The organism is Lentzea cavernae (genome assembly GCF_014653695.1).
Lineage (GTDB): Bacteria > Actinomycetota > Actinomycetes > Mycobacteriales > Pseudonocardiaceae > Lentzea > Lentzea cavernae.
On record NZ_BNAR01000008.1, the window covers coordinates 198,398 to 210,253 of the forward strand.

13 protein-coding genes are annotated in these 11,856 nt (G+C 69.3%); 9 read left to right on the forward strand and 4 right to left on the reverse strand.

Annotated elements, in window-relative coordinates:
- Positions 1-32: 32 nt before the first annotated feature.
- Positions 33-821: a TIGR02452 family protein gene (locus IE307_RS26195; protein ID WP_191302007.1), complete on the forward strand. Its 789-nt coding sequence runs from the start codon at positions 33-35 to the stop codon at positions 819-821.
- A 10-nt stretch (positions 822-831) separates the two neighbouring features.
- Entirely contained in the window at positions 832-1,290 is a 459-nt protein-coding gene (locus IE307_RS26200; protein WP_191302008.1) for a MarR family winged helix-turn-helix transcriptional regulator, read from the forward strand.
- Here IE307_RS26200 and IE307_RS26205 read toward each other — a convergent pair.
- Entirely contained in the window at positions 1,287-1,889 is a 603-nt protein-coding gene (locus IE307_RS26205; protein WP_191302009.1) for an FMN-dependent NADH-azoreductase, read from the reverse strand. The two genes, IE307_RS26200 and IE307_RS26205, sit on opposite strands and share 4 nt — an antisense overlap.
- A 96-nt stretch (positions 1,890-1,985) precedes the next feature.
- Between IE307_RS26205 and IE307_RS26210 the strand changes: the two genes are divergently transcribed.
- The 6 genes from IE307_RS26210 to IE307_RS26235 all read left to right on the forward strand — a co-directional run bounded on the left by IE307_RS26210 (position 1,986) and on the right by IE307_RS26235 (position 7,103).
- On the forward strand, positions 1,986-2,648 hold the full coding sequence (locus IE307_RS26210) for a nitroreductase (RefSeq protein ID WP_191302010.1): 663 nt from the start codon (positions 1,986-1,988) through the stop codon (positions 2,646-2,648).
- Between the two features lie 85 nt (positions 2,649-2,733).
- Entirely contained in the window at positions 2,734-3,255 is a 522-nt protein-coding gene (locus IE307_RS26215) for a ribbon-helix-helix protein, CopG family (protein ID WP_191302011.1), read from the forward strand.
- Positions 3,256-3,323: 68 nt separating this feature from the next.
- Positions 3,324-4,166, forward strand: coding sequence for a DUF4097 family beta strand repeat-containing protein (locus tag IE307_RS26220; protein WP_191302012.1), 843 nt, complete (start codon positions 3,324-3,326; stop codon positions 4,164-4,166).
- Between the two features lie 10 nt (positions 4,167-4,176).
- Positions 4,177-5,112, forward strand: a complete 936-nt coding sequence (locus tag IE307_RS26225) for an ATP-binding cassette domain-containing protein (protein WP_191302013.1) — start codon at positions 4,177-4,179, stop codon at positions 5,110-5,112.
- Positions 5,109-5,891, forward strand: coding sequence for an ABC transporter permease (locus IE307_RS26230; protein WP_191302014.1), 783 nt, complete (start codon positions 5,109-5,111; stop codon positions 5,889-5,891). The genes IE307_RS26225 and IE307_RS26230 overlap by 4 nt, the downstream gene beginning before the upstream one ends.
- A gap of 15 nt (positions 5,892-5,906) precedes the next feature.
- A complete protein-coding gene (locus IE307_RS26235) occupies positions 5,907-7,103 on the forward strand; it encodes a cytochrome P450 (RefSeq protein ID WP_229905072.1) in 1,197 nt (398 codons plus the stop codon).
- A 3-nt stretch (positions 7,104-7,106) separates the two neighbouring features.
- Here the strand turns inward: IE307_RS26235 and IE307_RS26240 are convergent, their stop codons facing one another.
- From IE307_RS26240 to IE307_RS26250, 3 genes are all read right to left on the reverse strand, one after another.
- The gene (locus IE307_RS26240) at positions 7,107-7,808 is read right to left on the reverse strand and encodes an SDR family oxidoreductase (protein WP_191302015.1); all 702 of its coding nucleotides are present in this window, start codon (positions 7,806-7,808) and stop codon (positions 7,107-7,109) included.
- 51 nt (positions 7,809-7,859) lie between these two features.
- Positions 7,860-9,113 carry a hypothetical protein gene (locus tag IE307_RS26245; protein ID WP_191302016.1) on the reverse strand — a complete coding sequence of 418 codons (1,254 nt, stop codon included), beginning with the start codon at positions 9,111-9,113 and terminating at the stop codon, positions 7,860-7,862.
- 370 nt (positions 9,114-9,483) lie between these two features.
- Positions 9,484-10,488 carry a fatty acid desaturase family protein gene (locus tag IE307_RS26250; protein WP_191302017.1) on the reverse strand — a complete coding sequence of 335 codons (1,005 nt, stop codon included), beginning with the start codon at positions 10,486-10,488 and terminating at the stop codon, positions 9,484-9,486.
- Between the two features lie 216 nt (positions 10,489-10,704).
- Here IE307_RS26250 and IE307_RS26255 point away from each other — a divergent pair, with 216 nt between their 5' ends.
- Positions 10,705-11,853: a 4-hydroxybenzoate 3-monooxygenase gene (locus IE307_RS26255; RefSeq protein ID WP_229905073.1), complete on the forward strand. Its 1,149-nt coding sequence runs from the start codon at positions 10,705-10,707 to the stop codon at positions 11,851-11,853.
- Positions 11,854-11,856 lie beyond the last annotated feature (3 nt).

Genomic DNA, 11,856 nt, shown 5'->3' on the forward strand with positions numbered 1-11,856 from the left:
GCACGGGAGCGCCAGCCAGACTCGTGGGCACCATGAGCGCAAGGTTGCGAGCGATCGCCCACGACACCGTCGCCATCTCGGAGCGCGGCTCCTACTCCACCCCCGCTGGCGAGGTCGCCATCGCCGTCACCCCCGCGGTCGAGGGGACCCGGCTGCACCTGCCGGACGAGGTGCTGCCGCTCCCGCCGGAGACCGGTGACGCCCGGATCGAGGTCACCAACGAGTCCACTGTGGACGCCACGCGCCGCCTCGGCGGTGACGTGGCGGCGTTGAACTTCGCCTCCGCGCGCAGTGCCGGCGGCGGGTTCCTCAACGGTGCGCAGGCGCAGGAGGAGAGCGTCGCGCGTGCGTCGGCGCTCTACCTCTGCCTGCGCGCCGCGGGTGAGTTCTACGCGTACCACCGCGCGCACGAGGACCTCACCTACACCGACCGCGTGATCTACTCGCCGCGCGTGCCGGTGTTCAAGGACGACAAGGGGACTCTGCTGCCCGAGCCGTACGAGGTCTCGTTCCTCACCGCTGCCGCGCCGAACAGGTCCGCGATCCTGCGCAACCAGCCGGAACGCGCCGAGGACATCCCGCTCGCGTTGTTCCGGCGGACCATCCGCGTCCTGCACGTCGCCGCGTCGCACGGTCACCGCCGGCTCGTGCTGGGCGCGTGGGGGTGCGGCGTCTTCGGCAACGACCCCGCGACCGTCGCGCGGATCTTCGCGCTCGCGTTGCGGGACAACCGGTTCTTCGACCACGTCGTCTTCGCCGTGCTCGACCGGCAGAAGGGCGCGCCGACGTTCAGCGCGTTCGCCGACGCCCTGCATGGGTAGCATTCCGCCCATGACCAGCGAACCCGTGCGCGCGACCGACCGTCCAGGAGACGCGTCGCCGTTCGCGCTGGGGTTGTTGCTGCGCCGCGCCCACTGGCGGGCGGCGGCGGTCATGGGGGAGTCGCTGCGGCCCCTCGGCATCGAACTGCGGCACTTCGCCGTGCTGATGGAGCTCGTCAACGGCGGGCCCGCGATGCAGCGGGACCTGGCGCCGGCGACGGGCACGGACAAGGCCGGGATCATGCGCGTCGTCGACGACCTGGAGCGCAAGGGCCTGGCCGTGCGCAAGGCCGTGCCGGGGGATCGGCGGGCGCGCGCCGTGGAGATCACCCCGGCGGGCCTCGCGCTCTTCGACGAGGTCCACGCGGTGGCCGGGCCGCAGTCCGAACGGCTGGGGTCCGTCCTCGACCGCGGCGAGCGTGACCAGCTCGAGGTGCTGCTGACCAAGCTCGCCCACTCCGAGGGCTAGAGCCTCTTCGCCGCGACGACCGCCTCGTCCAGCGCGCGCTCGCGGGACGCCTCGTACAACGGGACCAGTGCGGACATCGCGGGGTTGCGGGGCGCCATCGTGAGCTCCGGGACGATGAAACCGACCTCCAGCCCGAGCTTGTCGGTGAGCACGGCCCGCAGGTAGTTCCGCACGAACTCGAACCCCTCGCGCGGCGTGCCCTGCTCGTAGGAACCGCCCCGGCTCGCGACGACGGTGACCGGCTTGCCCTGGCACGTCATGGTCCCGCCGGACGTGCGGCCCAGCAGGATCACGTTGTCCAGCCAGGCTTTGAGCGTCGACGGGATGCCGAAGTTGTACATCGGGGCGCCGATCAGCACGGCGTCCGCGCGCTCCAGTTCGTCGACCAGCACGAGCCGGGCGGCGAACGCGGCGGACCCGGTGTCGAGGTGGCCCTCGGCGGTGATGTGCGGGACGGGTGCCGCGGCGAGGTCGCGGTGGATCACGACGCCGTCCGGGTGCTGCTCCTCCCAGGCGTGCCGGAAGGCCGCCGCGACGGACCGCGAGTGGGACGCGTCAGCGGGGAACACGGACGAGTCGACGTGCAACAGCGTGGCCATGTGGTCTCTCCTACTCCGTATCGCTCGATATCGTATCGATCGATACCATCTCACTTGTAACCAGACGACCACGTCAAGTGAGGGGACCGGGTTGTGATGGACGTCTATGAGGCCGTCGCGAGTCGCAGGGCGGTGCGCGCGTTCACCGATCGGCCGGTGGCGCGGGAAGTGCTCGAACGCGTGCTGGAGGCGGCGGCCTGGGCGCCGTCCGCGTCGAACATCCAGCCGTGGCGCAGTTACGTCGTGACCGGGCGACCGCTGGCGGAGCTCAAGAAGCGCGCCGCGGAACGTCTCGCCGCGGGGGATCCGTGGGACGAGCCGGAGTACCGGCAGTACCCGCCGGAGCTGAAGTCGCCGTACCGCGAACGCCGTGAGGCCTTCGGGGCGCAGCGCTACGGATCGCTCGGCATCGCCCGTGGCGACCTGGAGGCGCGGCAACGGGCGGCGTCGGCGAACTGGGAGTGCTTCGGCGCCCCAGCGGCGCTGTTCTGCTACCTCGACCGCGACATGGGCTCGCCGCAGTGGTCCGACGCCGGCATGTACCTGCAGACCGTGATGCTGCTCCTCAGGGGAGAGGGGCTGCACAGCTGCCCGCAGATGGCCTGGGCGAAGTTCGCCACGCTGGTCGCCGACGTCGTGGCTCCGGAGGAGGGACTCGTGCTCTTCTGCGGCCTGTCGATCGGGTACGAGAATGCTGCCGTGGTGGAGCCACGGACGGGTCGGGCGCCGTTCGCGGAGACCGTCGAGTTCATCGATTAGGCCCCTGACCTGCGGTGAGCCACAATGATGCCAAGTTGAGCCAGAATTACTTGCTGGTGGCACCACCGTGTGCCATAGTGATGCCATGGATCTGACCCCGTATGTGGCTTCCCTCGGCCGCGAGCTGCTGACCGCCGTCGAGACCGGCGGCGACGAAGCGAGTGCGCTGGTCGAGCGGTTGACCGTGACGATGGAGTCGGCGATCCGGCTGGCACTGCTCGAAGCGCTGTCCGCCGCCGCCGACGAGATCACCGCGGACCTGGCACCGGACTCGGTGCAGGTGCTGCTGCGGGGCCGTGACCCGAAGTTCGTCGTGACGCGCCGGGCGCCCGAGCCGGCCGCCGCCGCGCCGGAGCCCGCTCCCGCCGCGCCCACCGAGGACGTGGCGGCCGGCTTCGACGACGGCACCACCGTGCGGATCAACGTCCGCCTGCCCGAACCTCTCAAGGCCGCGATCGACGAGGCCGCGGCCAAGGAGGGGCGTTCGGTCAACGCCTGGCTCGTGCGTGCCGCGTCCGCCCAGCTGAGCCCGAAGCGCGAAACCGTCGAGGAATCGATCGCCCACAGCCTCACCGGCTCGCAGCGCCTCATCGGCTGGGTCCGCTAACACCCGTCCGGCATCACATCGCCCCGACCTGCGGGGATGTTCCACCGACACCTTCTGAGGGGACAGCCATGCCTTCTTACGACACGCCGGATCCGATTTCCGTGCTGCTCGACGTCTACGCGGGCCACGTCCAGATCGTCGCGACCGACCGCACCACCACCGCGGTCGACCTGCGGCCCTCGGACTCGTCCGACTCCTCGGACGTCGAGGCCGCGCAGAAGACCAGGGTCGACTACGCCGACGGCACGCTGATCGTGCGCGGGCCGAAGCGGACGTTCGACTTCTCCAGGAAGACCAGGTCGGTCGACGTCGTGATCGAGCTGCCCACCGGGTCCAAGGTGGACCTCGACGTGACGGCGGGCAGCATCCGCACCACCGGGGTGCTCGGCGAGACCGAGGCCGACCTGTCCGCGGGCAACATCAACCTCGACCGCACCGGCCGGCTGAAGGCCGACACCGGCGCCGGGCAGGTCAAGATCGGCACGGTCACGGGCAACGCCGAGGTCAAGACCGGCAGCGGGCACATCCGCGTCGGCAGGGTCGACGGCGCGCTGGTCGTCAAGAACTCCAACGGCCACATCGACGTCGGCGTGGTCGAGGGCGAGCTGAGGGCCCGTTCGGCCAACGGCGACATCAACGTCGAACGCGCCGGGGCCCTGGTGGAGGCCAGGACCGCGATGGGGTCCATCGAGGTCGCCGAGGTCGTCAGCGACTCCGTCACGCTGAACACCGCGATGGGCGGCATCGAGATCGGGATCGCCCACGGCACGGCCGCGTGGATCGACGCCAAGACCTCGTTCGGCCGCGTCTCCAACACGCTCGACGTGAGCGACGGCCCCGGCAACTCCACCCAGACCGTCAAGGTCACCGCCCACACGTCCTTCGGCGACATCTCCGTCCGCCGTGCCTGAGGGGAACTCCATGAACGCGATCAAGGCAACCGGCCTGCGCCGCTCCTACGGCGACAACGAGGTGCTCAAGGGCGTCGACCTGTTCGTCCAGCGCGGCACCGTCTTCTCGTTGCTCGGCGCGAACGGCGCCGGCAAGACCACCACCGTGAAGATCCTGTCCACGTTGATCAGAGCGGACGGCGGCAGCGCGTCCGTCGCCGGTCACGACGTGGCCGCCGACCCCGACGCCGTGCGTGCCGCGATCGGTGTCACCGGCCAGTTCTCCGCCGTCGACAACCTGATGACGGGCCGCGAGAACCTGAAGCTCATGGCCGACCTGCACCACCTCGGCAAGGCCGACGGCAGGCGCAAGGTCGAGCAGCTGCTGGAGCAGTTCGACCTGGTGGACGCGGCCGACAAGTCCGCGTCGACCTACTCCGGCGGCATGCGGCGCCGGCTCGACCTCGCGATGACGCTGGTCGGGTCGCCGCAGGTGATCTTCCTGGACGAGCCGACCACCGGCCTCGACCCGCGCAGCCGCCGCACCATGTGGCAGATCGTGCGGGACCTGGTGGCGAGCGGCGTCACGATCTTCCTCACCACCCAGTACCTGGAGGAGGCCGACGAGCTCGCCGACCGGATCGCGGTGCTCGACCACGGCAGGATCGTCGCCGAGGGCACCGCGGACGAGCTCAAGCGCCGCATGCCCGGTGGGCACGTCCTGTTGCAGTTCACCGATCTGCGCCACCTCGAAGCCGCGACCCGCGTCGTCGGCGAGGCCACGCGCGACGGTGACGCGCTCGCCCTGCGGGTGCCGAGCGACGGCAGCGTCCGTTCGCTCAAGGCACTGCTCGACCGGCTCGACGGCAACGCCGTCGCCGTCGAGTCGCTCAGCACCCACACGCCCGACCTCGACGACGTCTTCCTCGCCCTCACCGGCAACCCCGAAAAGGTGACCCAGTCATGACGTACGCACTGACCGACTCGGCGACGATGGTGCGCCGCAACCTCAAGCGGATGATCCGCTACCCGTCGCTGACGTTCCAGCTCCTGATCATGCCGGTCGTCTTCCTGCTGCTGTTCGTCTACGTCTTCGGCGGCACCCTGGGCGCAGGGCTCGGAGGGCCGTCCGGCGGCAGAGCCGAGTACCTCAACTACGTGACACCGACGATCATCCTGATGTCGATCACCGCCGCGGTGCAGGGCACGAGCATCTCCATCGCGATGGACATGACCGAGGGCATCGTCGACCGCTTCCGCACCATGGCGATCGCACGGGTGTCCGTCCTGACAGGACACGTCGTCGGCAGCCTCGTCCAGACGGTTCTCGCCATGTCGGTCGTCTTCGGTGTCGCCGTCGCGATCGGCTTCCGGCCGCAGGCGAGCGCACTCGACTGGCTCGCGCTGGCCGGCCTGCTGATCGCCATGTCGTTCGCGATGATCTGGCTGTCCGCCGCGCTCGGTCTCGCGAGCAAGTCCGTCGAGTCGTCGAGCAACGTCGGCCTGCCGCTGATCCTGCTCCCGTTCTTCGGCAACGGTTTCGTGCCGACCGACTCGATGCCGACGGTGTTGCGCTGGTTCGCCGAGTACCAGCCGTTCACCCCGTTCATCGACGCCCTGCGTGGTTTGCTGATGGGCACGCCGATCGGCAACAGCGGCTACATCGCCTTCGCCTGGTGCGCCGTCATCGGGTTCGGCGGCTACTTCTGGTCCAAGAAGCTCTTCAATCGCGAATCCACCCGCTGAAGGAGAAGTTGAATCATGTTGCACGGCTTACCCATGGACCGCGACGTCACCCCGTTCGTCCCGCCCAGCCAGATCACGGCAGTGCGCGAGACCCGCCCGGTCAGCCCGATGCTCTTCCCCGACGGCCACGAGGGATGGCTGGTCACCGGGTACGAGGCGGTCCGGCAGGCGCTGGCGGACACCAGGTTCAGCAGCCGGCAGGACCTCGGCATCATCCACGTGCCGTTCCCGACGCCGGGCATGCCCGAGATGACCGAGCCGGTCCCGCAGACCCCCGGCCTGTTCATCAGCATGGACCCGCCGGACCACACCCGGTTGCGCCGCAAGCTCACCGGGGCGTTCACGGTCAAGCGGATGAAGGCCCTCGAAGAGGGCATCGTCGAGATCACCGAACGGCGGCTGGACGAGCTGGCGAAGCTCACCCCGCCGGTCGACCTCGTCCAGGAGTTCGCGCTTCCGGTGCCGTCACTGGTGATCTGCGAGATCCTCGGCGTGCCGTACGCCGACCGGGACACGTTCCAGCACAACTCCTCCAAGTTCATGGAACGGCAGGTGAACCTCGAGGACAAGATGGCCGCTTACATGGCGATCAACAATTACCTGGTCGAGCTGGTCACGAGCAAGCGCGCCGAACCGGGTGACGACCTGCTGTCCGACCTCGCCCGCGACGAGGACCTCAGCATCGAGGAACTCGTCGGAATGGCGTTCCTGCTGCTGCTCGCGGGCCACGAGACGACCGCGAACATGCTGGCGCTGGGCACCTTCGCGTTGCTGGAGCACCCGGACCAGCTGGCCGCACTGCGGTCCGACCCGTCGTTGATCCCCGACGCCGTCGAGGAACTGCTGCGCTACCTGGCCGTCGGCGACATCTTCTTCCGTTACGCGGCAGAGGACATCGAGTTCTTCGGCGAGACCATCCGCGAGGGTTCGATGGTCGTGTTGTCGCTGCTGGCGGGAAACCACGACCCGGAGCGTTACGAGCACGCCGACTCGCTCGACGTGCACCGCAACGCCCGTGGCCACCTGGCGTTCGGGCACGGCGTGCACCAGTGCCTCGGTCAGCAGCTGGCCCGCATCGAGATGCGCGCCGGGTTCGAGGGACTGCTGCGCCGCTTCCCCGCGCTGGAACTCGCCGTCCCGGCACGGGAAGTGAAGCTCAGGACCGACATGAACATCTACGGCGTGCACGCCCTGCCCGTCACCTGGGCGTAGTCGTCAGACGGTGAAACCACCGTCGACGTTGATGCTGGCGCCGGTGACGTACGCACCGGCCTCTCCAGCCAGAGCCGCGACCAGCTCGGCGATCTCCGCCGGCTTTCCGTAGCGCCCCAGCGCGGTCAGTCCGCGAATCGTGTCCGACATCGGCCCGTCGGCCGGGTTCATGTCGGTGTCCGTCGGCCCCGGGTTCACCACGTTCGCCGTGATGCCCAACGGACCCAGCTCGCGCGCAAGTCCTTTCGTCATCCCGATCAGCGCCGTCTTGCTCGCCGAGTACAACGCGAAGCCCGGAAACGGCGCGTACACGGCGACATTGCTGCCGATGCTGATGATCCGGCCACCGTCGTGCATGTGCCGTGCGGCCGCTCGGGCCGCGAGGAACGGTGCCCGCACGTTCACGGCCATCGTGTGGTCGAACTCCTCACGGCCGAGTTCCTCCAGGGGACCGACCCGGAAGACCCCGGCGTTGTTCACCAGCACGTCGAGCCGTCCGAAGTGGACCGCGGTCTCCTCGACCGCGGCCACCACGGCGTCCGGGTCGGCGCTGTCCGCCCGGATGGCGAAACCGTTGTCCGGCTTGGTGTTCTGATAGGTGACGGCGACGCGGGCGCCGAGAGCGGTGAGCTTCTCGGCGACCGCGGCCCCGATGCCGCGGCTCCCGCCGGTGACGAGAGCCGCTTTCCCTGCAAGTGATCCCATGTGGATCAGCCTGGTCGAACCACCGCCGATGTTCTGGCGGGAATCGGACCGTCAGTTGGCGCCTCGGGTGTACGCCCAGGCGGTGCGGTTGAGGGAGTCCTCGATCCCGGTGAAACCCTCACCGGGGTTGAGGACGTCCTCGTGGAAGTCGACGTCGACGTCGTCCGCGGTGCCGCCGATGGCGTCCGGGCCCACGCCGAACATGCCCTTCGGGTTGCCGCCCTGGTCCATGATGGCGTCGAGGGCGTTGAACTGGTCCTGGTGCCAGCTGCCGGACATGTGCCCCGCCTCGTGCGCGGTGATGTTGCCGATCGCCCTGCCGATGAACGCGATCTTGTCGCTGGCCGGCGTGATGTAGCGGTTCAGCGACGTGCCCGTCTGGGCGGAGGGGGCGCTGAGGATGTCGAGCAGCACCAGCGAGGTCTCCTCCTTGCCGAAGTTGCCCGCGTCGATCGACTGCGCGATGCCGACGGTCTGGATGCCGGACTCGGCGATCGAGCCACCGACCACCACGCGGCTGACGTTCGGCTTGCCCCACGGGTCGGCGTGATCACGGCTGTTCAGGACCTTCACGGCGAACCGCTTGTTGGTGCCCTTCGCGGCCAGGTCCTTCTCGACGTTCTCGCGCACGGTCGCGACCACACCGTCGATGACCGCGTTCTCGTCGGCCGCGGTGAGACCCCAGCCGGGCAGGAACTTCTTCAACGGCGAGAGGTCGCGGTTGCCACCGGAGGGGTCGTAGATCCGGGTGTTGACCCGTGCCCCGTCGAAGTCGAGGAAGATCGTCAGGACGTCCGGCCGCGGGTTGAGCTCCGAGCCGGGGCGGTAGGCCTCGACCGTCACGTCGTAACGACCGTCGCCGTTCTCGACGCCGACGGTGTAGCGGCCGTCCTTCGGCGCCACGAAGTCCGCGACGGCGTTGCCACCGGCGGGCATCGGGGAGTTCTCCGCGTACAGGAAGCTGAAGTCCTGCGACGAACCGAAGACCTCACGACCGGCGGGGTCGTGGATCACGACCCTGGTCGCCCTGCCCGCCGCCGAAGCGCCGAGCACGTCACCCGCCTTCAGGTCGACGGAGAAGTGGTCGGAGTCCGTTGCCCCGCCGGTCGCGATCGTCAGGTCGTACGCGCCTTCGGTGAGCACCCGCTTGCCGGTGCCGGGCGTCAGCGGGTCGGCCGGGATCCCGCCCGGTCCGGCCGCGGCGACCATCACGTACACGTCCTGCCCCGCCCCGACGGAGATCTGGAGCCGGCTGTCGGTCGTGCCCTTGAGGTTGTCGTGCTCGGCCAGCAGGTTCCCGTTCACGTCGAACGCGGCGAGCAGCGTGTCGAGGCCGCCGGTCGGGGTGTCCGTCTCGACCGTGACGACCTTTGGCGCCCTGCCCGGTCTCCTTCTCCGCGTAGGTCAACGGCTGGCCCGCGCTCTTCGCAGCCACGCGTGACTGCTTGCGGGCCTCCCGGCCCCGGTGCACCGCGGCCCAGTCGACCTGCGCTTCCGCAGGAAGGAAGGCGAGCATCGGATCGGGCTGGATCAGTGCCGCGGCGGGCTCGGCCGCGGACTGCCCGCCAGCGACCAGAGCCAGTGCCACACCGGCCGTGAGCACGCCAAATAGCCTTTTTCGCATGTGAACTCCCCAGTTCGGTCTCCCGAACCGAGGAAATCAGCGCGGCGGGGGTCAGGCGAGCGTTTTGGCGGACCTCTGTCCGTTTTCGGACATCGAGGTCGCGACCTCGTGCAGGTGCTCCAGCACGTAGCCGTACGAGCGGAACAGGCCACACTGCGCGTAGGAGATCCCGCGCTGATTGCAGAAGTTCCGGACGATGGACTGCGCGTGCTTCAGGTTCGGCCGCGGCATGCTCGGGAACAGGTGGTGCTCGATCTGGTAGTTGAGCCCGCCGAGCAGGATGTCGGTGAACCAGCTGCCCCGGATGTTGCGCGAGGTGAGCACCTGCTTGCGCAGGAAGTCGAGCGAGTGACCGGCGGAGAGCACCGGCATGCCCTTGTGGTTGGGGGCGAAGGAACATCCCATGTAGAAGCCCCACAAAGCCTGGTGCACCAGGATGAACGCGACGGCGTACACGGGGGAGAGCACCCAGAACACGACCCCGAGGTACACCACGACGTTCGCGATCATCACGTACCGCTCGCGGCCGGAGTAGCGGATCGAGTGCCAGTGCAACGCGAAACCTTCGAGCAGCAGCAACGGGAAGAACAAGAACGCCTGGTGCGAGGCGATCCACCGCAGCGGACCACGCTTGGCGAGACCTTGACGCTGGGTGAACGCCAGCACCGAGATGTCGACGTCCGGGTCCTCGTCCTCGTGGTTCGGGTTGGCGTGGTGGCGGTTGTGCTTGCCGTTCCACCAGCCGTAGCTGACGCCGACCAGGCCGCTGTGGAAGTAGCCGGTGATCTCGTTCCACCTCTTCGAGGCGAAGATCTGCTTGTGCCCGGCGTCGTGCCCGATGAACGCGAGCTGCGTGCTCATCGCCGCCAGCACGACCGCCACGGCGAGCTGCCACCACGAGTCGCCCAGCAGCGCGAACGCCACCCAGGCCGCCGCGTACACCGCGAGGTTCACGCCGATCCGGGTGAAGTAGTAGCCGCGCCGCCGGGCAAGCAGGCCAGCCTGCTTGATCTCGGCGGCCAACTGGGCGAAGTCGCTCGCCTGCCGTGTTGCCATTTGCGCAGAATGCCTGATCGCGGCGACGAAGTCATGCACGGCCCATGAAGTCGTTACCAACCACAACCGACCACGCGGGTCGCACCAGCGCCGACACGATGGAGTGATCATGATCATCATCCTCGGCGAGCCGCTGGTCCGCGCCCTGCCCGTTGCTGTCCAGTGCTGCCGCAAGGGGTCCGATGCGGGCTCGATCGGCAGAGAGGACCAGAAGGCGTGGTCGACCACACCACCGTGCTCATCGCGGGCGCGGGGCCGGCGGGACTTGTCTTAGGAAACCTGTTGCGGGCGGAGGGCATTGCCACCCTCGTCGTCGAACGGGCGAGCCGCGAGCAGGTGCAGACGAGGGCGAGGGCGGGGTTCCTCGGCCCGGGCAGCGCCAGGGTGCTGACCCGGCACGGCCTCGGCGCCGGGATGCTCCACAAAGGACGACCGCACGGCGTGTGCGCCTTCCGGGGCGCGGACGGCGAGTTCGAACTGGACTACTCCCGGCTCGGGCGGGGCGAGGTGCACACGGTCTACCCGCAGCAGGACCTCGTCACGGACCTGGTCGCGCAGTACCTCGACCGCGGCGGCGAGATCCGCTTCGGCGCCACCGCCACCGGCGTCGATTCCGGTACGGCGACGATCCGTTACCGCGACGAGCAGGGCGAGAACGTCGTCTCCGGCCGGTTCCTGGCCGGATGTGACGGCGGCAACGGGATCACGCGCCAGGCCGTCGCGGCGCACCGCCTCACCCAGGACCACGGCGTCAGCTGGCTCGCCGTGCTGGCCGAGGCGCCGCAGAGCATGGCGGCGGTCACCTACGCGATCCACGACGACGGCTTCGCGGGCCACATGGCGCGCAGCCCCGAGGTGACGCGGTACTACCTCCAGGTCCCTCCCGGCGACGACCCCGGGGCCTGGACGGACGAGCGGATCTGGGCGGCACTGGACACCCGGATGCGCACCGACGAGTTCGGGCAGCTCAAGCAGGGCCCGATCATCGAACGGCGGATCGTGCGGCTGCGCTCCGAGGTCGCCGACCCGATCCAGCACGACAGGCTGTTCCTCGTCGGCGACGCCGCGAGCCTGATCAGCCCGTCCGCCGCCAAGGGCGCCAACCTGGCGATCATGGAGGCCGAGGTGCTGGCCTCCGCCCTGATCTCCGCCCTGCGCCACGACGACGAACGGCCGCTGGCCGCGTACTCGCGCACCTGCCTGCCCCGCGTCTGGCGGGCGCAGGAGTTCTCGCGCTGGATGATCGACCTCCTGCACCCGCACGAGGACGCCTTCCACCGCGCTCTGCGCCGCGCCCGGCTGGACAGCCTGCGCGACTGCCGTGCCCACCAGGACTTCTTCGCCGAGCACTACGTCGGCATCTGAGCG